18 protein-coding genes and 1 pseudogene are annotated in these 24,857 nt (G+C 39.2%); 13 read left to right on the forward strand and 6 right to left on the reverse strand.

Translation table 11 applies throughout. From position 1 onward, the window contains the following. Positions 1-305 precede the first annotated feature (305 nt). Both A4S05_RS01310 and A4S05_RS01315 read left to right on the forward strand, forming a co-directional pair. Positions 306-2,828, forward strand: coding sequence for a two-partner secretion domain-containing protein (locus tag A4S05_RS01310; RefSeq protein ID WP_069068031.1), 2,523 nt, complete (start codon positions 306-308; stop codon positions 2,826-2,828). Further along, positions 2,825-5,338, forward strand: a complete 2,514-nt coding sequence (locus A4S05_RS01315) for a CHAT domain-containing protein (protein WP_069068032.1) — start codon at positions 2,825-2,827, stop codon at positions 5,336-5,338. The genes A4S05_RS01310 and A4S05_RS01315 overlap by 4 nt, the downstream gene beginning before the upstream one ends. Here A4S05_RS01315 and A4S05_RS01320 read toward each other — a convergent pair. Further along, complete coding sequence (locus A4S05_RS01320; RefSeq protein WP_084226934.1) at positions 5,280-6,365, reverse strand: tetratricopeptide repeat protein; 1,086 nt, start codon at positions 6,363-6,365, stop codon at positions 5,280-5,282. The genes A4S05_RS01315 and A4S05_RS01320 overlap by 59 nt on opposite strands. A 64-nt stretch (positions 6,366-6,429) precedes the next feature. After that, positions 6,430-8,289: a protein kinase domain-containing protein gene (locus tag A4S05_RS01325; RefSeq protein ID WP_084226935.1), complete on the reverse strand. Its 1,860-nt coding sequence runs from the start codon at positions 8,287-8,289 to the stop codon at positions 6,430-6,432. 574 nt (positions 8,290-8,863) lie between these two features. Between A4S05_RS01325 and A4S05_RS01330 the strand changes: the two genes are divergently transcribed. The 6 genes from A4S05_RS01330 to A4S05_RS01350 all read left to right on the forward strand — a co-directional run bounded on the left by A4S05_RS01330 (position 8,864) and on the right by A4S05_RS01350 (position 16,784). Next, complete coding sequence (locus tag A4S05_RS01330) at positions 8,864-10,279, forward strand: helix-turn-helix domain-containing protein (RefSeq protein ID WP_256090776.1); 1,416 nt, start codon at positions 8,864-8,866, stop codon at positions 10,277-10,279. Between the two features lie 537 nt (positions 10,280-10,816). After that, the gene (locus tag A4S05_RS41235; RefSeq protein WP_069068034.1) at positions 10,817-11,149 is read left to right on the forward strand and encodes a hypothetical protein; all 333 of its coding nucleotides are present in this window, start codon (positions 10,817-10,819) and stop codon (positions 11,147-11,149) included. Then, positions 11,146-14,595, forward strand: a complete 3,450-nt coding sequence (locus tag A4S05_RS01340) for a plasmid replication protein, CyRepA1 family (protein ID WP_069068035.1) — start codon at positions 11,146-11,148, stop codon at positions 14,593-14,595. Before A4S05_RS41235 ends, A4S05_RS01340 begins: the two co-directional genes overlap by 4 nt. Before the next feature lie 84 nt (positions 14,596-14,679). After that, positions 14,680-15,663: a tyrosine-type recombinase/integrase gene (locus A4S05_RS01345; protein WP_069068036.1), complete on the forward strand. Its 984-nt coding sequence runs from the start codon at positions 14,680-14,682 to the stop codon at positions 15,661-15,663. A 254-nt stretch (positions 15,664-15,917) separates the two neighbouring features. Next, positions 15,918-16,079 carry a hypothetical protein gene (locus A4S05_RS41240; RefSeq protein WP_176726884.1) on the forward strand — a complete coding sequence of 54 codons (162 nt, stop codon included), beginning with the start codon at positions 15,918-15,920 and terminating at the stop codon, positions 16,077-16,079. A 9-nt stretch (positions 16,080-16,088) separates the two neighbouring features. Beyond that, complete coding sequence (locus tag A4S05_RS01350; RefSeq protein ID WP_069068037.1) at positions 16,089-16,784, forward strand: hypothetical protein; 696 nt, start codon at positions 16,089-16,091, stop codon at positions 16,782-16,784. A 302-nt stretch (positions 16,785-17,086) separates the two neighbouring features. On the opposite strand, the gene A4S05_RS01355 is transcribed toward A4S05_RS01350, so the two are convergent. Then, positions 17,087-17,668, reverse strand: a complete 582-nt coding sequence (locus tag A4S05_RS01355; protein ID WP_069068038.1) for a hypothetical protein — start codon at positions 17,666-17,668, stop codon at positions 17,087-17,089. Between the two features lie 292 nt (positions 17,669-17,960). Here A4S05_RS01355 and A4S05_RS01360 point away from each other — a divergent pair, with 292 nt between their 5' ends. The 4 genes from A4S05_RS01360 (at position 17,961) to A4S05_RS01375 (ending at position 21,080) form a co-directional block, all read left to right on the forward strand. Continuing rightward, entirely contained in the window at positions 17,961-18,785 is an 825-nt protein-coding gene (locus A4S05_RS01360; RefSeq protein ID WP_069068039.1) for a hypothetical protein, read from the forward strand. A 139-nt stretch (positions 18,786-18,924) separates the two neighbouring features. Next, positions 18,925-19,779 carry a nucleotide-binding protein gene (locus A4S05_RS01365; protein ID WP_176726885.1) on the forward strand — a complete coding sequence of 285 codons (855 nt, stop codon included), beginning with the start codon at positions 18,925-18,927 and terminating at the stop codon, positions 19,777-19,779. Then, positions 19,763-20,503 (forward strand): P-loop NTPase family protein, encoded by a 741-nt coding sequence (locus tag A4S05_RS01370; protein ID WP_069068040.1) that lies wholly within the window; start codon positions 19,763-19,765, stop codon positions 20,501-20,503. Before A4S05_RS01365 ends, A4S05_RS01370 begins: the two co-directional genes overlap by 17 nt. Next, the gene (locus A4S05_RS01375; RefSeq protein ID WP_069068041.1) at positions 20,469-21,080 is read left to right on the forward strand and encodes a DUF6753 family protein; all 612 of its coding nucleotides are present in this window, start codon (positions 20,469-20,471) and stop codon (positions 21,078-21,080) included. The genes A4S05_RS01370 and A4S05_RS01375 overlap by 35 nt, the downstream gene beginning before the upstream one ends. Position 21,081: 1 nt before the next feature. On the opposite strand, the gene A4S05_RS01380 is transcribed toward A4S05_RS01375, so the two are convergent. Then, on the reverse strand, positions 21,082-21,744 hold the full coding sequence (locus A4S05_RS01380; protein WP_069068052.1) for a response regulator: 663 nt from the start codon (positions 21,742-21,744) through the stop codon (positions 21,082-21,084). Between the two features lie 181 nt (positions 21,745-21,925). On the opposite strand from A4S05_RS01380, the gene A4S05_RS01385 reads away from it, so the two are divergent. Continuing rightward, complete coding sequence (locus A4S05_RS01385; RefSeq protein ID WP_069068042.1) at positions 21,926-22,165, forward strand: hypothetical protein; 240 nt, start codon at positions 21,926-21,928, stop codon at positions 22,163-22,165. Positions 22,166-22,437: 272 nt separating this feature from the next. Here A4S05_RS01385 and A4S05_RS01390 read toward each other — a convergent pair whose 3' ends face one another. Further along, positions 22,438-23,280 carry a hypothetical protein gene (locus A4S05_RS01390; RefSeq protein ID WP_069068043.1) on the reverse strand — a complete coding sequence of 281 codons (843 nt, stop codon included), beginning with the start codon at positions 23,278-23,280 and terminating at the stop codon, positions 22,438-22,440. A 12-nt stretch (positions 23,281-23,292) separates the two neighbouring features. Beyond that, positions 23,293-24,857: pseudogene (locus tag A4S05_RS41245) on the reverse strand (DUF3854 domain-containing protein); the annotation flags it as partial.

The following is a 24,857-nucleotide window of genomic DNA, read 5'->3' on the forward strand; positions in this document are numbered from 1 at the left end:
GATTGACCAGAGTGAAAAAGCTCAAGATGGCAAGAATTTTGAACACTAATTCCAGATTTGAGTTTTTTCAGGAGTGTTGGGATAATAACTCAGTGCTTATAGATTCTTATCCAAAAGTTGATTACCAAGTTTTGTCAGTGGGGTGTTGCTTGCATAGAGGGGAAGTTCAATGATTGCAATAGATAGAGAGATAACTGATTAATCGCATATATTAACTTCATGGTCAAAATCATTTAAATCATTTGTAGCTAGTTCTTTTTAAACTTTATAATATTTTCGTGTAAAAAAAAAGGATTTAGCTACAGGTGCATAAGACAAAAATTAAAATAGAATGGGGAAAAGCTAGTATTTTTTTATTTAAAGCTAGTATATTATATTACATATCATTTTCAAATCCAACTGCGGCACAAATCGTTCCAGATACTAGTCTTACTAACAATTCTCGCGTCACTAATCAAGGCAGTATTGATATTATCAATGAAGGAACTAGAGCAGGAACTAATTTGTTCCACAGCTTTCAAGACTTTTCTGTTTCTACTGGGAATACTGCTTTCTTTAATAATGCTGCTGATATTACAAACATTATTAGCCGTGTCACAGGCAAATCTGTTTCTAACATTAATGGTTTAATTCGTGCTAATGGAATAGCTAACCTATTTCTGATCAACCCCAATGGAATTATTTTTGGTTCTAATGCTCAACTAAATATTGGTGGGTCACTTGTCGCAACCACAGCCAACAGTATTAAATTTGCTGATGGTAAACAGTTTTTTGCTCAACCCAACCAGAAAGAACCATTGCTAACAATTAGCGCCCCTACAGGGCTAGCATTTAGAGATAATTCAACTGGAACTATTCAAGTTTTAGGTGGCGGACATCAAATTACACCAAATGCAGGTTTATTCCCTACCATAGTAAACAACAATTCAACAGGGCTTTTAGTACAACCAGGAAAGACTTTAGCTTTAATCGGGAGTAACGTAAATCTGGAAGGTGGCATTATAACCACTCCAGGGGGACAATCTGAATTGGGTAGTGTAGGATCTGGTTTTGTTGACCTCAAATCCAATAACCAAGGATGGACTTTTGATTACGAAGGAGTTCGCAAGTTTGAAGATATTCAGTTATCGAAACAAGCTTTAATCAATGCTAGTGGTATAGGCGCTGGAACAATTCAGGTACATGGAAATAATGTCCATCTGACAGACGGTTCAACAATGTTGATTCAGAATTTAGGCGAGACTTCATCTGGAAATATCAATATTAATGCTTCTAGGTCTTTGGTTTTGGAAGGAACTTCTCCAAATGGCAATATTTCTAGTAGTATACTCACGGAAACAGTAAATACTGGAAAAGGTGGCGATCTAAAAGTTTTTACCCAACGATTAACGCTTCAGGATGGAGCAAGAGTAGGAGCAGGTACATACAGTAACGCTTCTGGAGGTAACGTAACTATTAATGCCTCTGATTCTGTGCAATTGTTAGAAAACAGGCTTGCTAATCCTTTTCGTCGTGGAGATACTATTAGCTTAATCAGTGCTGCTACTTTCGCTTCTGGGCAAGCAGGTTCTGTTCAAATGTCAACAGATCAGCTACGAATTACTGATGGAGGAACAGTGGCATCATCAAGCTTTGGAACTGGAGATGGAAACAACGTTATTGTCAATGCAGATTCTATCGAAATTACAGGGATAAAACCAGAGCGTTCTGCTCCAAGCACCATAGCAGCAGCAGCCTTTAATGCTGGAAATGCTGGAAGTATAAACATAAATACATCACAATTGCGATTGAAAAATGGAGGAATAGTTAATTCTGTTGCTTTTGCTACTGGAAATGCTGGCAGTATAAATATTAATGCTGAAAACTTTATAGAAGTAAGTGGAAAAGCTTCTAACTCTCAACCTAGTTTTATAAGCTCATCTGCCAATGTTGCAAATGAAACTGTCAGAAAAATATTTGGACTACCTTTGATACCAACTGGTTCTGCTGGAAATATAACCATTGACACTCCTCTTTTAAATGTCAACCAAGGAGGTTTAATTAGCGTAGCAAATGGAGGTTTGGGTGATGCAGGAAGACTTGAAATTAAGTCCAATACGATTAACATTACAAACAACGGAGGCGTTACCGCAACCACTACTGCCGGACAGGGTGGTGATATTAATATTACCTCAAATAATATTTTTATACGCATTGGAATTATCTCTACAACTGCTGGTCAGCAAGACACAAATGGTGATGGTGGCAACATCAATATCAACACAAATATCCTAGTTCTTGCGGAAAACAGTAGCATCACAGCTAACGCTTTTAAAGGACGAGGCGGAAATATCCTGATAAATGCTCGTGGATTATTTTTCTCTCCCAACAGTAAAATTACAGCTAGTTCACAATTCGGATTGAATGGTGACGTTCAGATCAACGGCTTTTACGTTGACCCTAATGGTATTGAGTCCGTACCAGAAGGACTTGCACAAAGTCCAAAAGTTGCATCAGCTTGCCAGGGACAGTCAGACGTGGCAGAAAGTGAATTTGTTATGAGTGGCGTGGACAGATTACCTCTGAGTCCTAACGATGTACCACCTATTAAACCAACTTGGCAAGATAATTTTGTTTCTAGTCAGGTCAACAATAATTCAGAGGAGCCAAAATTGCAAAAACAAGCAACACAAATTGTAGAAGCTCAAGGTTGGGTGCAAGACTCTTACGGGAATGTGATCTTAACGGCAGAAGCAAATTCAGCAACACCTTATGCTGCGTCGTTCGCTAGCTTATGTTCTGAAGAAAATGTGTCAAAAAGTACTATAACAACCCATGCCCAGCAATGATTAAACGCCGAGATTGGTTTAAGTATGTATTTTCAAGCATTCTAGGGTTATTAACAGTTGTAGGCAAGCCATCCATTATCGCTGCTCAAGCTGTAAATAAAGAAGCACAAAAACGTAATCAAGCGCGACTACTAACCCAAATAGGAGAAAAGTATTTAAATGAAGGACGAGCATCGGAGGCTCTTGAGTCTTGGAAAACAGCCACAAAAATTTATCGTCAACTTGGCTACGAAGAGGGTATTACTGGCAGCTTAATTAACCAAAATCTTGCTCTACAAGCTTTGGGTTTAAATCGTTTTGCTTGTAATACACTATTACAAGCTCTAAAGCTAAATACAGATACTAAGATTTGTGCCATCTTGCCACAACAGTCTACTGAATTTACAACAAAACTATTGATAGCAGCGATTGATAGTCAAAAACATTTGCCAGTAAATCTATTTGCATGGCACAACTTAGGAGATGTCTTGCGCTTAATTGGTAAATTAGATGAATCAAAGGTTGTTCTAGCAAAAACACTATCAATTGCTCAAAAAACGTCCACTGTTGATAATCATGAGATTTTGCTGTCATTAGCTAATACTCATGAAGCTATTTATAAGCAAGCACGAAATAAATATTATGAAGTAGAAGAACCAGATTTTAAAAATGAAATTGTGGAGATGATTCAGCAACAAGCACTCAATTCACTTGAAATTTATCATCAAGTGAATCTGGTGTCAGCAAATTATCCGGTAACACAATTAAAATCTCAACTGCATCATTTTAGCCTGCTAATAGATTTTGATAACTTCTTAACAACAGAGTTAAATTTAGGTAATTCAAAATTAGTTGAGATTCGCAATCAAATTCAACAACAAATTCAACCAGCTGTTAACATAATTTTAAAAAATTCTTCTACATTCTCTCAATTATCAGCTACCCAACTTGTTTATACTAAACTCAATTTTGCTAATAGTTTAAGTCAAATTCCAGATCAGAAATTACGTTCATTAGCTATTGAATATGGTCAGTCCGCTTTGCAAACAGCTAAAAGTACAAGTAATCAGCGAATCAAGTCTTACAGTTTTGGCACTCTGGGTAAATTACAACCAGAAAAATCAGAAGCATATTTTTTAAAAGCTTTAAGTTTGGCTCAATCAATTCAAGCAGAAGATATTGCTTACCAATGGCAACAACAGCTAGGAAACTTGTACAACAAGCAAGGAAGGGCTAAAGAAGCCCTCACAATGTACAAATCTGCTATTGACAATCTGGCACATATTCGTGACAGCATATTGTCAAGCAATATAGATATACAGTTCTTCTTTCAACAAGAAGTTGAACCTGTGTACCGTGATTATATGAAGTTACTTTTGAAAGATTCTAATCCTAATCTAAAAGAAGTCATTCAAATAAACGAACGTTTACAAACAGCACAGTTAGAAAATTTTTTAAAATGTGGCAAGCTTGACCTAATTGCTCTGAATGATATTACAGACTTAAATAGTGCTTATGGGATCATTCATATCATTGATTTAGATGACACTATAGAAGTTATTTTCCAGTCTTCAAACCGCTCTCTTCATCATTACTCTGTTGAAGCAAATATAGTTAAAGATAATCTTAGTGATCTTTTATGGAGTTTACAGGATCAAAAACTCCCTAGTATTGATGTACAACAAATTATTTCGCCTTCTCAAGCACTTTATGAAAAATTAATTGCGCCAATAGCATCATATTTACCTGCATCAGGAACATTGATATTTATCTTAGATAAATCTTTTCAAAGTATACCAATGGGCATATTATATAATGGGAAAAATTATCTACTCGAGCAGTACAGTATTGCAGCCACTCTCGGTTCTAGAATTAGATATCCCAAACCCTTATCAAAAAAGCGGTTTACAGCTCTCATTGCTGCTTTGTCTAAGCCCAGCCCCAGCTTGTTAGATCGCAACGCTCCTAAAGGCGTTAGATCACTACCCAAAGCCAAAGAAGAAGTAAAAGATGTCCAAAGTCAAACACAATCTTCCCTTACACTACTAGACGAAAAGTTTACTACTCCCCGTCTAGAGCAAGAAATAAGTAAAAATAATTTCCCAATCGTTCATATTAGCACTCATGGACAGTTTAGTTCAGACCCTTTGAAGACAGTACTTCTAGCCTATGATAAGGTCATCAATATTAGAGAATTTGACAAATTACTAAAAGGTAAAATTAAAACCGATACAGATGCAATTGAGTTATTAGTTTTAAGCGCCTGTCAAACTGCAAAGGGTAATAAAAAGTCAGCATTAGGAATGGCTGGAGTAGCCGCACAAGCCGGTGCGAGAACTACGATAGCTACTTTGTGGCTAGTAGATGCGGATTCTACTGCTTTATTAATGGAAGAATTCTACAAGGGATTGAAAAATGCTATTCCTAAAGCAGAGGCACTGCGGATCGCACAACTAGCATTAATGAAAAATCCTAAATACGCTCATCATTACTACTGGGCCCCGTTCTTGCTCGTTGGTAGTTGGTTATAAATTCCCACAGTTTTAAACCTTCTTGCACCTTTGATAATTCCTTTAAGTTCTTATTACTTTTAGCTAACTTCTTTGCTGTTGTGTATTCACTAAGAGCCTCATTAGGCAGTCCTGCTTCTAAGTAGCGATCTGCCAGTACTCGATAAATTTCAGGGTTTTTACTTCCTGCTGCCACTCTTGCCTTTAATGTTTCTATCGATTCATTTACCAGATTTTTTGACATGTATATAGTATCTAAAACCCCAACAGCAGCTTCATCAGGAGGTACTTTTACTTCGTTAACTTGTTTTACCAGTAATGCGATCTCCTGTTGCTCTTTTTCTGATAAAAGACCAAATACTAAAGGAGCATGACTTATGATTGAGTTCCCTTGATACGCAAACACAATAATTCTATACACACGTCCAAATCTCAATTGAGGTTGCCCTTCTGGATACGGCAATTTAGTATTATTTACTTGTATTTGCCAATTAACATTATTACCCTCCATCTCTACTGTATAACTAGTAGCTCCTGGAACTGCACGCCAAGAAATTGATGGTCGGGTAGTCAAGATTCTACCGCCACTAATGTAAGGACTAATTAATCTTGGTCTTGGTACAGAATTATCATCATCTGGCCCTTTAAGTGTAGTGGGACAGTTCTGCGGTTTAAGATTCGTACATCGATACTTATCTGCCTCAGTGACTTGTAATGGCGCACATTTGTTGGCAGCGTCAGAAATATTGTTTTGATTAATGTATAAAATTTTTCGATTTAAATAGCAAACGACTGTAACTGTGGCTCCATTCTTTGGGTGAATCTGATCTCCTGGGCACAGCGGACTACCTGCTTTTAAGTAGCGATCGCCTGGACTCATCACCTTTCCATCAACATTCTTGCACTGACGCAAGGCTATTAGTTGAGATTGCCCCCATACACTACTAGAACTTGAGACAACTAATGTTGATATTGATGCGAGTGCTACAATTTGAACTGTGAATATTTTTTTGGCTATTGCACTTGTCGAATTGTTTAAAGTAAGCATCAAAATTTTTGTATGGCTATTTGCTAGTTAGTAGCATACAGGAAACAGGAAATAAAAAAAAGGCTTAGGGCGAAGATGGCATCACAAACTCTCCCAATAAACGCTTTAATATTTGCAATCTCCACTGCTGAACTTCTAACTGATTAGACTCAGCAATCAAACATATCTCCCAAGTCAGCCTGGCATCATTAATTTCACCTAATGCTTCTTGCGCTTGCGCTAATAAACAGTAAGCATCTGTCCTGGCATCCAGTTTTGTTGATTTCTCCAAATCAGCCTTCGCCTCAGCATAACGCTTTAACTCTAATTTTGCCCAACCTAAGTTTTTGTATAAAGTAGACTTAAATTTAATATTTTCAGTTTTTTGTAAACCTGATTTAGCTAAAGCAATTGCTACATCATATTTGCCATCTAAAATCTTCAATCTTGATAAATTATTAATGGCTGGTATTGCTTCTTTACTCATTTCAATGGCTAATATATACTGTTTTTCTGCCAAATCATACATTCGTCTATCATCATAGAAAAGTGCTAGCCCAAAACGCGATTCCCAATTGTCAGGCTTTAATTTAAAGGAATTTTCATAATTATTAATTGCACAGTCATCTTGGTTTAATTGCTGACAAACAAAAGCTAAATTACTATAAGCATCTGCATCCCGGTTATTGTATTTAATTGCTAATTCATAATATTTTTTAGCTAACTCAAGGTCTTTGGTGCTACGGACAGCTTTATCAAAGTAAAAACTTGATATAGTCCGATTACTCTGAGAACGAATTTTTATAGCCCAGTAAAAAAAATCTTGTGCTTCCTGAGAATTATTTGCTGCTTCTAACTTTTGTCCTTGAGTTACTAGGTAGTTAGCTACTACAGGTATAGAGAGAAAGACACACCCAAAAAATCCCAAAACAATCAATGTATATTTGCTATATTGAAAAACTTTAGAATTAGCTAATCTATAATTTTTAATTTGCTGAGGTAGTTTTTCTAACCTCTGCAAAATAACTCTAGTTGTTTGCGGACGCTGCCCTGGTAAAGGAGCCATTAATTCATCAATAAAATCAGCAAAGGGCTTGTCAATCTGCGGCGTTTGCTCTCTCCAAATTAGATTTCCTGTCTTTTTATCTGTTGGAAGATCCATCAATTGAATGCCAGTCACTAATTGCACAAAAGTCCGACCCAGAGCATAGAAGTCTGATTGAGGTACTGCTTGACCATTTACTTGCTCCAATGGAGAGTAACGAGGAGTACTGACAGATGTAATTTCGTATCGTCCTCCCCTACCTGTGCTAGATCCCCCACTTCCACTGACTTTTGCCAAGTAGGTATCAGTCACTCGCCGTGCTACACCAAAATCAATTAATGCAAGTTGTCCACTTGACTGAAGAATTATATTAGAAGGTTTAATATCTCTATGAAAAATTTCTGTACGGTGTACTTCATCAAGGATTTCAACTAACTGTCGAAGCCATTGTAATGCTACGGATTGTGAAATTCGCCCATTAGACTCTAACCATTGTTCTAAATTTTCTCCTTCAAATTTATCCATGATTAAACAATGCAATGTTAGAGAGCTATTATTCGGAATAAAAGTGAAAAAGTCATCTATAGTACTTTTAGGAATACATGGGTGTTCAATAAGCCGTAAGGTGAGAGATTCCCGCTCAATAAGATCAACTAACTGAGGTGTGTTCCATTTTAAAACTTTCATGACTCGCCGCTTACGCCCAGGATTCCATTGAGTGCCGGCATCGTCCACTTCAAAAACTTCCATATAGCTAAATGGGTTTTCGGTAAGCTCTCTTAATGGCTTAACTAGACAAATGCGGTCGTTAATTAGCAATGAAGTCCCACATAAGAGACAGTGACTAACGTCATCAGGATTTTGACGTTGTTTGCAAAGAGGGTTGATACAGTAACCCATATTTTAGTATGTATAACGTAATGCATAGAAATTTACTCACACTACCTCTTGCTATCGCAATGGAACAACATATAAGTTGAAAATTTTAGGCAGCCTCATTTTAAACATCAATGTATACTACCATTAAATACCTGCATTGCTTAGGGAAGAAAGTAACAAATATCACATTAAACAATAATTACTAGAAGACTCACTGTTTAGCTGAAATGAAAATTCAGTAGCCAATTTCAGTAAATAGCCTTAAGTGTAAGTGCTAATCTTACTCTTTTCTCTTACCGTACTCCATCCAAGATGTGTCTACGAAAGTAATTCTTATTGTAAGTAACCGACATTAGAAATTTCTATAGTACTTTTTTGAAAAAAATTAACTATAAAATGAAAAATCAAATATGATTGATACAATGCAATCTCCTCTTAAAACTAAGCCTAATCTATAAAAATGCCCATTTCGGGCATTTACTGTGTAAAAATGATTAACAAGGTTACAGTTTTTAGTACTGAATCGCAATTCCAGGCTCCTACTCACTCCTCCCTTAAGCAAACAGGACAGGAGTCACCAAAAGTACTTTTTACAGTGAAAGTTACTTTTGAACTAGCCCTAGCTGTAGTAAATAAGTTAGTGTTTGCCAAAAAAGGTAGATATCTATCCGAGGCTGAAATCCTTGTTATAAAGGGAGCGTGGGATGACAATGACTATGAAGAAATAGCAAGTAACTCATCTTACAGTCCTAACTACTTAAAAGGTGGCATAGCCCGTCGATTGTGGGATATGCTTTCTGAAACTATTGGAAATGGCGAACGGGTTGGCAAAAAGAATCTGCGTGATTTTTTGGAACAAGTTACTGAAGAATATTATGCTCAATCTGCGTCAAAAGAGGAGCCGAACTTCCCTGCCAACGACTTAATACAAGTTCTGGGAGGACAACTACCTGATGTGTCTAGTTTTTACGGACGAGTAAAGGAACTAACTCTTTTAAAAGAATTAATAGCTAAACAGCGATGTATATCCTTGGTAGGAGTAGCAGGAATCGGTAAGACTGCATTAGCGGCAAAACTTCTAGCGGAAATTAGTGCAGAATCTCAACCTAGATTTGATTATTTGATTTGGAAATCAGTTGCTCATGCACCACTACTTCAGGATTTAGTAACCGAACTGTTAGATATAATTGAGCCTTTGGAAACACCCTCAAGCTCACCTAAGTATGCTCAAGCAATGATTACAATGTTGCTGAAGCAGATGCAATCACGCCGTTGCTTGGTTGTGCTAGATGAATCTGAAGCGTTATTTCAGACAAAAAATTTAGAGCAACGACTAGATTACAGACTATTTTTTCGCCGTTTAGTAGAAGAACAGCATCAAAGCTGTTTGCTCTTGACTAATCGAATTCTGCTTGATGAGCTGAATGATCTGATAGTAGCGAAGCGACCTCTTCGATTTTTTAGAATTGAAGGTTTAGATGAAGATGCGGCAATGCAGTTTTTGTCTGAAAAAGGATTGACTGACACAGAAAAGTGCCATCAATTAATTCAAACTTATCGTGGTAATCCTTCGGAACTAGAGGCAGTAATTGAGAGAATTAATCACTTTTTTTCTGGCAGTACACAAGTATTTTTTCAAAACCCAACAACTCTTGTCAGTAGTAAGTTTGAAGCAATGCTTAATCATGTTTTTGGTCACGTATTGACAGAAATTGAGCGAAAAATTCTGATTTACACAGCAGAGGAGATAGTTTCAACTACAGAATTTATTAGCTTTGCCAAGTTATTAAGTGATATCAGGCAGAGACAGAAAGCGTCTGTGTCAACTTTAGAGTTGATTAAAGCACTAGAAAATCTGGAAAAACAATCATTGATTGAAAGCAGTAAAAATCCAGTTACTAAAGAAATTAGTTTTACTCTCCAGCCAGTAATTAAAAAGTATATCTTAACCGATCCACAAGGATTGGTGCGTGTATCCAATGCTTTGCCAAATTTAGCGGTCGCATCTTAAGCAAAAGCTTTTCATAATATTGCAGGGTAATCTACCCTACACAGAGGTGCTACCAACCCTCGATTACCCCTAAAATAATCCTTAAAAAACGTGGAGGTCAAAAGCAAAAATCAAAACAACGTTAAACACAGAGGGCATTGTAAGATCAGAACGAACAAAAGATGGAGGTAAATATACAGGAACACAAAATTTAAAGGACAAAACGTACTTAAGAAGTAACGCTTTGTCCAAGGAGCAAAAAACTAAATAACTCCAGAGCGGGGTTATCTCACAAAAACCAAAGCGGTGGTAGTTAAAGTTTGGCGACTTGATTCCACTAACTGGTCAAAAGAGATTAAGTCCACGCTGCTTCTTGTATTATACGAGAAACCACACGAAACTGGTGCTTTTTGTGTGGCAGTTTTTGCTGTTGAAATTCCTAAAAGGGGCGAGATATTAAGTTTGATTAAGAAAAAACCCGAATTTCGTAGTTAAAAACCCTTAGCAGCGCAACACCCCCTCTGAAGCTTGTAAACCGAGTTATCAGGGGAAAATATTGTGATAAATAAAGAACGCTCCAAGAGCGCTGTAGTTGAGCGCATGGGGTCGAGTGCAGCTTTCGCATGGCAATTTTGTGCTGTGACGAAGGGAAATTTTCGGAATATCCAGGCTAGTAGTCTGGCAAGTCAACTTTGCATGGTGGTTAGCAGAGGGGCAGAGGGGCAAAGGGGCAGAGGGGAAAGAACTTGTATAAGCCTCTCCTCTGCTCCCCTGCTCCCCTGCACAAGCGCCGACCTCCACCCAGCAATTTTGGGTTGGCGAACTGCTAGAGCAAGAGTTTCGCAGCTTGAAAGCGTTCTTTCCAAGGGATTCCGAGGAGAGAACCGATGAATTCAGCGACAACTGAATATCCAAACAATCTCACGGCTGCGGAATACCATGAGTTGTTAGCTGGTAGCGCCATTCATCCGGCGTTGATTGAGCGCAACTTTTTCCATGTAGAGGGAGAATCAGTTTATGATTTCCTGTTCATATCTGATAAAATCCCACGTAAGAATGCGGGTCGGGTAACAGATGGATACATAAAAATGTATCAGCACCTATTACTAGGTGGGACGTGGATTCAGTCACTTGACCCGTTTAAAAACTGGCAACCGATGGAATGGGGGCGGATTAAGCCCAACTTCCCGCGCATTGATTGGCAAAAAGGGAAACCCGTCAAATACGAGTCACCCCCAAAAACCCCCAACCGCGTTACCTACTTTGATGTCGCTAACCCCATTTGGGACAAAGTTGCAAAGCGTTATTTAATTAAGCGCTATCATTCACTTTTAGCGCTGCGCTTACTGGATCAACTCAATCCACTAATATTTTGGGAGTGGGTAAAGCAGCATCCAGAGATTCCAGTTATCTTATGCGAGGGCGAAAAAAAAGCGGCCTGCTTGCTCTCTCTGGGGTTTGTAGCGATCGCACTCCCTGGAATTTGGAACGGGCGCGTGGGCAAACAGGATTTTGATGAACGATTGCATCCTGACTTAGTACCGATGGCTCAGGCGGGACGCAAGTTCATTATATTATTTGACTACGAAACTTCTTCTAAAACTAGGTGGTCGGTGTTTCAAGCCACTGTTCGCACTGCAAAAGCAATTGAATCGGCAGGTTGCTTTTGTGAAGTTGCGCTGTTGCCGGGGCCAGAAAAAGGCGTTGATGATTTTGTGGTTGGTCGCGGTGAAAATGCCAATGCTCTGCTAACTGCAATTATAGACGATGCTAAATCACTAAAAGATTACCAGCGCTCATATCGGGCTAAGAAATGGGGACTTAGCAAATACAAACCAGATGTCACTGTTAATGTCAAGTATCTTTCTGAGGCTTTGTGCATTCCTGAACTTGAAGAAAAATGCTTGACAGTGCCTGAGCTTTATGAGCTTGAAAAGGAACAACTTTTCACGCCATCTATAAAAGGACATCCTCCAAAGAAGGAGTCTACCGATTCTGGCGGAGTTAATTCAGACAAATCGAAGAAATCCCCTACCTTCAATTTCCCAAAATCAGGACTCGTGGTTTTGTGGAGCGACATGGGTACTGGCAAAACTGAACTTATGCGCTGGTGGCGTGACCAAAACCCCGACGCGCGGTTCCTCAACAATGGGCATCGCGTAAATTTGCTGAAAAATCTTGCCGAACGCTTGCGGACGGCGATGTATTCAGACTTGGGTTACACAGGTTTAGCCCAGGCCCAAGCCCTTAGTATTACTATTGACAGCTTGCACAAACTCAATACTCAGTCTCTCACCTACGGCTGCATATTTATTGATGAAGCTTGCCAATACCTCACCCACTTACTGCATAGTAATACTTGCAGACAACACCGTGCAGCAATCCTAGAAGTACTGGAATATATAGTATACAATGCGCCACTGGTCGTCATCGCTGATGCACACATGGACGATTTAACGGTAAACTTCTTTCTTGCAATGCGACCACTCGGTGAAGTACCTTACATCATTAAAAACGAATGGCGAAACGGTTCACGCACAATTTATTGGTACGAGGGGGATAATGAGAGCGCCATAGTCGCCCAAATCTCGGCAGCGCTGATGCTTGGAGAAAAAGTTATGGTTGCCAGCGACAGTAAGCGTTTTATCAAAAAACTCGACAAATCCTTTACAATCAACTACGAAGAATCTAACTCCGAAAAATCACATACACCAAAAAAATACCGTATCTGGTCTGTTCACTCTGACAATTCTGGCAGTGATGAGAATGTCGCTTTCATCAAAGATATCACCAACGCCGTCAAAAACTTTGATGCCTTGTTCACCTCTCCCAGTCTTGGTACTGGTGTTGATATTTCGGAGTATCATTTTGACTTAGTATTTGGTGTGTTTCACGGCGTTTCCCAAACCGCTACCGAATGTGCCCAACAGCTTTACCGCTATCGCCCGAAAGTCCCCTTTCATATTTGGGTGGCCCCGCGTCCTCCCTTTGGTTACAAGGATACAAACGCATCCAAGATTAAAGAGCGCTTGCTCCAAACCAATGAAATGACCGCTTTTCTGTTGCGGATTGACCGTCAAACAGGCAAGCGGGGCGCAGAGAAAGATTGGGCGCTTGAGGCTTACTGCCAAATTATGGCTAACCGCCACTATTCTCTCAATAATCTGCGTGATGATTTGCGATCGCTCCTCACCGAAATGGGCAATACCTTTATATATGTGGGCAGTGATTCAGATCCTCAATCTCTTGAAAGTCTAAAAGCAGCAGCACAAGCTTTGGATAGTGCCCACAATTCGGCTGTTGCCAAGGCCAAGAATATTACTTTGAGTGAGTACCGTGCCCGTCAGAGCAAAGATTACCTTGACCCTAATGAAATTTTTGAATGCGAAAAATTCCGCATTTCTGATTCTTACGGCATCGAAGTAACCGAATCACTTGTAGAAATGGATAAAGGTGGTCGCTTAATTAGAGCGATCGCTGGACTTGAGGCCATTTTAGCCCCACCCGAAGAATCGTTTACTGACCCCAAAACCGGGCAAAGTTATCCTACACCACCAACAATTGTCACCCAAAAAGACCGCACCGAGCGCGACAATCTACCTTTGTGCATCGACTGGGGCAATTACTCGGCACGGTGGCTGGCTAGATTTAACCTGGGACTGCATCAAATTCTCACTTCTTTAATGAAGGGTGATGAAGTTACCGCCGATGACCCCACTTTGCTCAAGATGACGGAGATCGCTATACATTGTGCTGCTCACGTCAAAGCAATTCTTGGGTTTACTATTCCCCTAGACTGTAAACCTATTTGGTTGCTAGGCACTCTTATAGAACAGCTGGGGCTAAAGCTGACTTTCCGCAAGCAAGGTAAACGGGGTCAACAGGTGAAACTTTTCTCTTTATCTAAAGAGGAATTAGAATTTGCAATGCATGTAATTGCTCATCGCGTGGAAAAGCGTAATCAAAAAGAAAATCGAACCTATTACGCTGCTCAAACCCCTGCTGCGTATAGTGTAAACCCCAATCAGCAGGCCGTATCCACACCCCCCCCTAATGCTATAGGGAACTCCCATTGCCAAGGGGAGGATACTACCGTTTATGTTCCGCCCAAAACTGACCGGATTACTCTACTTCATTGCGTAGAAATACTTCGCTCTGGTATTTCTCGTGGAGTTGAGGCAATTAAAGGCATTCTCAAGCGATGGGTTGAAGATTTGCGCTGGGAGACAGTACTGGAACTTGAAGCGATCGCGGCAAATGAACTGCGACTTGTTGAAGCTCAAGTTCCTGAATTTTACAGCTTGCTAAGTGAAGAGGTATTGCCGATGGAGGGATAAGAAAGAGCGATCGCCTTAGCACGCAATTATGAGACAATTACTTATCAGAATCTTGCTTATAAGAAAGACAGTTCTGATAAGTAAATGCCTCAAACCATTGAAAACACCGCACCTTCTCCTCTCGCTCTGCCTTCTCCCATTCCGCTAGTCGAACATCCCGCTGCGGTCTATTTGGCAACCCTTTCTCCTGGTTCCCGCCCCACAATGCGCCAAGCTCTCAATGCGATCGCGCGATTGTTAACCAACTCAAGTTGTGATGCGATGACCCTGAACTGGGCAGCACTGCGCTACAAACATACGGCGGCAGTCCGCTCTGTGTTGAGCGAAAAATATGCACCAGCTTATGTCAACAAAGTGCTGTGTGCTTTGCGGCGAGTTTTAAAAGAAGCCTTGCGGTTAGAAATAATGGATGCTGTTGATTTTGCTCGTGCTGTAGACATTCCCAACGTTAAAGTCACCAAGCAATTGCGGGGACGTGTCCTTACGGCAGAAGAAATCGCCCAATTGATGCAAACCTGTTTTGATGACCCTACCCCCACTGGTTACAGAGATGCTGCAATATTTGCAATACTCCGTGGATCTGGAGTTCGCCGCTCTGAAGTGGTGAATTTAGACTTGAGCAACCTTGACCTGAATACTGGGGCAATAGAAGTGCGCGGTGGCAAAGGTGGTAAAGATCGGACTGTGTACTTACCCGATGCTGCTCTTACTGTCGTCTTGGACTGGTTATCGCTTCGAGACTACGAGGCAGGCCCCTTGCTGTGTCATGTCAACAGAGGCTCAAGGATAGTACGACGACGGCTTACCTCTCAAGCAGTGCTGTTCATCTTGCAAAAACGTGGTTTAGAGGCGGGAGTAACTAATTTCTCCGCTCACGATTTCCGTAGAACTTTCATCTCCGATCTGCTCGATGCTGGTGAAGACATTTCTACAGTTCAAAGGTTAGCTGGACACGCAAACAGTGACCAGACTGCCAGATATGACCGTCGCGGTGAAGAAACTAAACGCCGTGCTGTCCAAAAGTTGACTATTCCAGGACAGAGGAAGAAATCTCCTCTATTGATGTAGTTTCTACACTTTTTCTATAGATTCCTGGCTCTGAAATGCGATCGCTCTTCTTTTCAGTTTAGGGCTACAAGGGAATGGGTCGGTGAAGTACAAGAAATGGAACCGAGCGATTATGCAGATGAGCAGTATGGGTATTTTCAGGAACTAGCGGAATCACTGGGAATATTTAATACTTAATCTCTGGCGAAGATGTTTGATGCTGGAATTGCTAGGGGGTGATATCTATATTTATTTGCAATCACCAATGGTAGCCGTTGGCAGTAGCATCTCTTCAAAAAAGCGATCGCCTCCGGCGGGCGAGTACGCCATCGCTTGAAGAATGCGCTGACACATTTGGCGATGATACTATCAAGGTAATTCATCATGATGAATTATACGATTTAATAAGCATGGACAGTCCGATTTTACCTAGATGAAACCTGAAAATGAGCAATACAGGGCGTACAAAAAAACTAGCATCTTTCAACTGCGATCAAAGAAAGTGGGAGCAGTTTATCGCCTGTTGTAACTCGAAAGGCACAACAGCAACAGCCACGCTGCTAGAATTTATCGATCTCTACTTAGGCGATTCCCAAGATAAGATTGATACAACAGGTGGTAACGATTTAGACGAACGCCTAGACTCAAAGATTAAGGCAAGTGTTGAGAAGTACTTAGTTACGAGTAACAATAGTAACGCCAGTCCGACCAACGAAACAATAATAGCTATTTGCGAAAGACTTGATAAGCTGGAGTCAGAGTTTTCAAATGAATCTAATAGCAACCAAACCACAGTAATTGATAATCTCGCCAATTTAGAACAAAAAATTGAAAAGATGACAGCCCGAATGACACAGTTGGCTGAGGCGATCATTAAAATTCAAGACTATCTCAACAACCAACAAAAGCGGGGCCAAAAATCGTACTACAACAATTCATCCTATTCTGGGCAAAGTCCGCGAATGCAACCGTTAACTGAAGAAGGTTTGGCTTCAAGACTTGGTGTAAGTGAGGAAACTGTACGCAAGGAGCGAATTAATCTTCCCCCACCGCTTTTTGTAGCATGGTGTAAGAACAAGGATAGAGCAGGGTTGGGATGGGAATTTAACCAAAATACGGGATTCTATCAGCCAGCAAGTTAGTATTTTATCGAAACAGAATTCAGGAGTCAGGAGTCAGGAGCCAGAATACAGGAAAGGTATTTTGAACTTCATAGTGGATGAATCCAGGGCGTTTTTGCACCCCCACTAAATCTTTTATTTAGTGGTCAAGAAGGAATGGCACTAAGAAAAGGGAAAATCGTTGAGGCAGAAGGGGTGCAGAGGAGCGGAGGAGCAGGGGAGAAAGAAGAAATTTTAGGCATTGCGTTCAGATATTTAGAAATTCCCCTCTGCCCCCCTGCTCCCCTGCCCCTCTGCAATCCTTGCGCCGCTTACCTTTCACCTTAACTTAGTGCCATTCGGTCAAGAAGATCGATGTGAACAATTGTGCCAATGTGTTCTGCCAAAACCTGTTCAATAGCTTCCGGGCGAGACAGCGATTGGAAAATAGGCAGCATGGCCGTCTCGGTTCCAGAGAGCGCTTGCTGTTGAGTTGATGTTTCTATCGGTGGCTTTAGGAGGAATGGACTATCTGTAGCTGCATCAGATTCTTCACCTGACCAAGCTTGTATAAGTGTGAATATATTTTGTTGAGTGGAGTCAAGCAATTGTGTTGCGACTGTTAATGTATCCTGTGAATCGTCTAGCTCAAGATGGGTAATAGGTTCAATATCGTCATTAACAGATTCCTCACTTAAGAATAAAAAGAAGTTTTTTCCTTTTTCAGAGGTGAATTCTTCATTATCATTATCTACCTCCTCAGTCAAAGACCAGCTAGATAATAGAGCTTCTACATGAGTCAGATTTGCTTTGGCTAGGGTATATAATTTTCCGTACTCTTCTACAAGAGGTGCGTAGTAATTTCGCAATGCTAATAATGACTCGATTGCTTTTTGGGGAGGTGATAAAGGAGAGGGGCTATTCATCAAGTTTGGAATTAACTATACTTTGCGACACTCGTATAGTTATGAAACAACATCGAGTGAATTGGAAAAGAATTGACAGTTTTACATCTATTGTAAAGTATTTGAGCCAGGAATACGGTGTAGAACTACCTGCACGCTCGTTCAGCCGATAATTAGAAAGGTCAACCTATAAATATATAACAGAGGAAATTGAAAAATCAAGAGACGGAAGTACTGATTATTTCCGTACCTTTATCGATTCCTTTGTCATTGGCAGATATGGGATAGTGATATCGTTCTGACTAATAGAAAGATGGTTTCAGTTTGGCAGTTTTGGGAATTTGAGCATTTCTCGAAGAATATAGTACGAGTGATAGATGCTCCAAGCGGATTAGAGCTGTTTGCGGTTGATGTATTCCAAATAATTGCTCCAGCCCTAAACGATGGGAAAGTAATATTAATAGATGCGAAGACAAACCAGCGACAAGTGATGATGAATCAAAAAATAGTCGTCGTTAATACTTTAAATGCCTTGGGAATTCATTCATTGACAGGTATAGTAAAAGCTGATGTGGTCAGGCAATTTATGCAATGGGTAAGGAGCCAAATAGTACCAATTTTTAGAAAACAGACAAATTTTAATATAGACACTAACATTAAGCATATAACTTCAGGAATTATTTTTCCGAAGAGAGATTCTTTAATCAATTACCTATATTCAAAGGGGCAGAATATATGGGAAGTAGAAATAGAAGCTATTGAATTATATTTAAAATTGATTTATAAGAAAATTCCCCTGGCTGGTAATTGTCCGGGAACTAATAATTATCAAGAATTATCTTTCAGGCAGCAATATTTAGAATTGGTAAAACTAGTTTTATCGGAAATCACAAATTACGAAGAACTATATAGTAGCTTAGTAGCATTAGCTCCGAATTTATTAATAGCTCAAGAATTAGATTTTTATATATATAAGTCTTTAAAGTTAAATAGCAATTATGATTTAATGAAGATTATAGAGCAGGGTTTAATTCTTCAAACCTTCAAATCAATTACGGATAATTTAGCAGAGTTTAGCAAACAAAGATATTTAGAAATATTTTACTTTCAAATACTGGAATGTTTCTCAGGGGACTAATTTTGCGAGTATGGGAATATAGATTCTTTCCCTCCCACGCTTGCTGACGGCAAGGTTTCACGTTATCAAACGTGCTATTCATCTACACCCCTAAACCTATAGTTTTTGACCATTAATAATCATGAGGAGAAGAAAGAAAGTGACAGATAATATCGAACTTATGAATGATGGTTCAGAAGACAAGGCGAACGAACAATCAATTGAGCAACCAACCAAAAAGAGATTAGTGATAGTAACTGGAGATAAGGGTGGTGTAGGTAAGTCTACTTTTGCAAGGGGACTAGTGCAAACATATTTGGATAAAGGACAAAGATTTATCGGCTTTGATGCTGATAGCTCCAATTCTCAATTATTAAGATTTTATGGTCGGCATTGTCATATAGAACCACTTGATATTTTTAAAACAGGCAATATAGATCAGTTTTTTGATGAAATGAAAACAAAAGCGAATCCCAAGGTAGGAGGAGATGGTGAAATAATCCAGCCAGAATCTTTATTTTTACTAGAATTACCACCACAGTCCAGAAGAATATTGCGGAAATTTGTAGAAGAAATGACTTTTCTAGAAACAGCCGAAAAACATTACAATATCCGCGTGACTATGGTAGTAGTTATTAGCCGTGTTATCGATTCTATAAATCAACTAATAGATTTGCATAGCTTTTGTGGAAACCAAGTAGATTATATAGTAGTAAAGAACTTATTTTTTGGGGAGCCAGATGAATTTACGAGATACAAGAATTCTCCCGAAGTTCAAAAAATTAAAAAGCAACTAGAGTCACAAAAAAGCCCCTTCTCTGACATGACAATGCCAGAATTAATAGAACGGAGTTATGATTATCTGGATGAAAACAGCATGACTTTTAGGCAAGGTATGGAGCAAACAGATTTACCTTCGGTGAAAGGTCGAGTTACAAGTTGGCTAAGAACTTTTAAATCAGAAATTGAACCAGTAAAAGAGTTGTTAGGTTTAGAAAATGCTGAACTCTCCTAAGCGAATAATTATGACTGTAGGGGACTCTCGCGTAGGGAAGTCTACAGTTACTAAACTATTAATTGATTGGTTTCAAGTTCAAGGGAGAAAAATTAAGGTCTATGACCATGACAATCGTAATAGATTAAAAGCTTACGAAACTTTGGTAAGGATTGAAAGCTTAGATTTTTTTGGCGGAGGTACAGATAAAATTTTAGACGACTTTACCAAAAATGAATTAGATATAATTCTTGTTGATATGCCAGGGCAATATATAGATAAGCTCGGTCAGTACATTGTGGATTCGGATCTGTTTGAACTCTTGATTGTATATCAATGGAAACTAACTTTTGTCCAACCAATTTCGCACCGAATAGATTGTGTAAATTACATGAATTCTCTGGTCGAGTTTGCTACTAATAATGCTAACTACGTAGTGATAAAAAACCAGCATTTTGACACGAGATTTGGAGAGTATCAACAATCGATGCAGGGGAAATTACAAATCATAGGTGGGACTGAGATAGTCTTGACAGCATTACATCGTGACCATTATGAAACATTGGAGAGGATGGGTAAACCTTACTCACTAGCTTGTAGAGATAAGTCAATTTATGTGGTTTACCGGACTTACATTTACCACTGGATTAAAAACTTTTACAATTCTATTTTAAAGAATGATAAAGCCATTAAATATTTAGGACTAAAAAATGAGGACAGAACAAGTTTTACAAGGATATTCTGAAGCAGAACAAAAACGTATAGCTCAAATATCTCATGAATTAGGAATAGCTGAAGATGACCCGATGTTTAAGCTGATGGCAACATTAGGCAGAAACGAAGAAACAATGATTGACCTGCAAGCACGAATGGAGGCAATGGTAGAAGCTTGGGCAGTAATGATTGACCAGAAATTAGAATCGACTAGCAAAGCGGCTGTGTCCATGCACTATACAGTAGTATCGAAAGCTGTGCGTGATGAGATGAAACATGTAACACCATCAACCTTAAATAGCTCATTCAAAGGTTTGGGTTGGTGGAAACTTTGGTCTATACCAGGGATATGCACAGGAGTAATGGCGGTAGGAGCGCTTCTAGGTTCGTTGACAACTTGGAATGTTGTCTCAAATTTGGGTGGAACTCAGTCAGTTGTAGTGTCAGCCAATGAGATGAAGATTTTGCAGTGGGCAAAATCAAGCGAAGGAAAACAAATGTACCAGTTATTGTTGTCCAACCAATCAGCCGTAGCAGCTTGTCAACAAGAAAACCGATTACAAGGATATTGCTTGATTCAGCTTAAGAAAACCAAACCCAAAAAGTAGCTCAACTAACTCTAGAGGTTTCTGTTTCTAAATAGCCAAGTTCTCTAGCCATAATGATCGCGTTAACACGACCCCTAACTCCTAACTTGGAAAAAAGATGGCTGGTGTGTCCCTTAACTGTACTGACTGTAATAAAGAGTTTTTCGGCGATCTCTTTATTAGAAAAACCACGGGCAATTAAGTTGAGAATTTGGGCTTCTGTAGCAGTAAGGGTTTCTCTGTATCTTTTACCCTTAATTTTTGTGTTGCCAGAAGCGAAGTTTCTAAAAAATCTTTTAGCAATCTCTGGGTCAATGAAAGAACTATTTTGATAAGTAGTATTGATAGCGTTTTTAATTAATTGCAGATCCATCTTCTTAAGAATGTAGGAATCAGCGCCATTTTGAAAGGCACAATTAACTACATCTTGACTAGAGTGATAAGTGAGAACAATGACTTTACTATCCGTCCTCGTCTTAATGTTATAGATGAGATCCAAACCACTAATATCTGGCAAAGCAATATCGAGCAAAACAATATCAGGCTTAAGTTGTTCAACAAGCCTCATCCCTTCAGTTCCGTTATCAGCTTCCCCACACATTTCAAAGTCTTGCTCTTGATTAACAACTGATTTAATTCCGAGCCGACTTAGAGCTTCATTTTCAATAATTACTAATCGAATCATCTTGATTACTTCGATTACAGGAACATAAAACATTTATAGCATATTTACTTAAGTAAATCTTGATGGTGGTACGATATTAAAAAAAGTTTAGAATTTAGGTAAAATCAAAGTAAAAGCTAAAAAGTTTTTGGAGATGATGAAATTAGATTAAATAGATTGTCTAAAACTAGAGAATTATCAGATGCGCTATTTATACGACCACAAACTCTGGGATAAAATTGAATTGATGGTGGAATGGCTGATATTTATAGGTTTGATAATTGCGGCAACGCTCAGATTTAGTAGCAATTTAATGGAGGCGAGCTTTTACATAATGTTGGGAACAATAATTGCCCCCTTCTCAAAAATAGAGCGGCGGACAAAGCGTTATTTATTGATTGGTGGTTTTTTCTTGGGTAGATTGGCTGGTTATTTTAGCTAGTCAAAAATGGGTGTGGGAGTGTGTGAGGTGTGTGGGGAGTGTGGGGAGTGTGGGAGGATGGAATACAAGAGCGGTCGAGATTAAAGAAAATGGAAGAAAAAGGAAAAAAGTATTTTAGAACTCATGAGGACTTAGCCATTTATCAATTAGCATTTGAGACAGCGATGCAAATTTTTGAACATTCTAAAAGTCAAAATGATTACCCATCCTGATGATTGGCTACTCCCCACACCTCCCACACCTCCCACCCTTCCCACACTTCCCAAAGGGGCTTAGTCACCAAGCTCAGTGCTGTTATCTTTATCAATATGATTAGGCTGAGATGTAAGCTGTTGTGCTGTTTGCTGTTTATCAAAGGCAATGAGTCGATTAGTCTCTGAGTATGAAAGGTTGTTTTGTGTAATTTGAAACTCGTTAGAGTCATCTTTATAGGCTGTAAAAGCTGTTTCGGGATTACCAGTTTTTCTGTGAACGCTGAGAAGTTGCATTCCTTCTTTAATAAATAGTTGCAATCTGTAGGCTATCCCTTCATAAATGCGTCCTTGTTCAGTATCCTTGCCCATTGTCATGACAGTTCTCATAACTGCTTTAATAAGAGATTTTTCAGCAATATCAATAGCTGGTGAGACATTGTTTTCTCTAGATTTATTTATGTTGTTTTCCTCCTTGCTAAGAGCTTCTTGCTCCCTTTCATCTTTGCTGACCCTCTGACCTAAAGGTAATTTTTGCACTCCCAATTCAAATATCTGTTGGAGGAATGTATTCTTCTTCTGAGCAATTAAGTTTTCAACTCTTGCTGAATTATCTGGTTTAGATGCAACAGATGACTGTTGAGTTACAGCAAATTTATTTAAATACTCTGTGTAATATTTCTGTTTGAGATTTTGTCTGTAGTTTTCAATATTTTGAAGATTTTGAGATAAGGTTGTTCTCAGTTCTGACTGGAGATTTTCTCGCTCAGATGCATCCAATGTGGTGGTTGATTGTAATGACGGTGGATGTTTCTCCAGAAAGAGTGCTAGTCTGTAAGCCATCATGTTGTTAGAAATGCCACTGTCACGATTGATATTGCTGACTGTTTCTTGAAGTGAATTAGATGATTGGTTAGAATACATGGCTAATGTAGTTTACAGTTCATTTTCAGGAGAATTAGATTGAGCCTTATGATGTGGTTGTTGAGGTTTTTGGGAATGTACTTCAACTTTTGGGGTGTAGGTGTTATGAATGACTTCACTACGGGCAGACATCAAATCTTGGATAATTTCGTTTAGTGGGGGAAGGGAAATATCAGTTAATCCTTTGCGGCATTGCTCAACAACACTATGAATTAAAAGTTTATGGTAAAGTTCACGTTGCTCACCAAGGGTAAGTTTGCCAGTATGTTTAAGTTTCTCTTGTAATGGATAATTACCTTGCGCTGCGACTCCCGCCCATAAGCCAGTAGTTTCTAAATCTTGCCAAGGTTTAGCAATTAACGGGTGAACGGGCAAGAGAGTATTACGAATAGAGTTAGAAGAATCAGTAAGATGTTGTGAATCAGGTTGTTGATTTATTTGTTGTCGCAAATCATGAGTAATTTCGCTTAAAGGTGGAAGTACCAGATTGGTTCTTTGTTGTTGGCGAATTTCAGTCTGAGCTTGAACCTGAATTTTATGATAAAGTTCACGTTGTTCGCCAATGGAGAGTTTGCCATTGGATTGAATCTTTAAACGAAATTCAGCATTCTCCTGTTTTGCGATATCAGCCCATCGATGATTATCTTCTAGCTCTTGCCAGTATTGACCAAGCAAAGGATGAAGGGGTAGAGGAATGCTCTCGATGTCAGATTTGCTTAATTGATGTTGAGAAGTAGATGTTTTTTTGATTGGTTTAGCTACTGCTGTATTGGCTGGCTGCAAATTTATATCTTGAGAATTGCTAGCTAGGTCAAACGTAGAGTCCGGGGAAAGAAAATTTTGTTCAACCTGTGCTGCTGTGTAAGGAACAGAATTACTTTTTTGTTGCCTATTTTCTAAGTCTTGCCAAAGTTTAGCAATTTTTGGGTGAATAGGCACTTCTATATCACGGGTAGCATGAGGATTGGCAGTTGCTTCCTTGGCAGGTTGTTGAATATCCAACTTTTGAGCAAGTAATCTGAGTTTAGCTATGTCTTGTTCAGTAATAGCAAGAGTCTTAAGTTGATGTGTCATACCTGAATCTGTTCTGCTGAATTCAAAGCTGGCAGCAACTCTTGTAACACCAGTATGTTCAGTTTTCAGAAGTTGCAGAGTAGATGTAGTATCAAGTTGACTTTTCTGGTAGAGAATACGGTAATTGCCCAACTCCAAATCATCACAACCAGTCCTTTTTAGAGTTTGAGTGAGGATTTGCAAGATTTCAGAAGTCTTGAAGCTCTCTAAAATTGTGTGCGTACCATCAAAGGAGAGTGAACCAAGGGTATTAGCAATTTTCCTGGGGTCTTCATCGACTGAAGGTAGTTGTTTGCCACTTTTGAGATAATCAGCAACTAACAAAAACTCCTGCCTTTCGATTGGAAACATATCTTTAGGTTGCTCAGACAGAGTGATAGCTCCCCATTTATCGGCATAAAATTGCATTAGTGCCAAGGTTTCGTCAGCGCGGCGATGAATACTGTAATTATTGCCGGATTTTATGATAGTAAAAGCATCAGCCTGATAAACTAAATTACCAT

This window comes from Nostoc sp. KVJ20, assembly GCF_001712795.1.
GTDB lineage: Bacteria > Cyanobacteriota > Cyanobacteriia > Cyanobacteriales > Nostocaceae > Nostoc.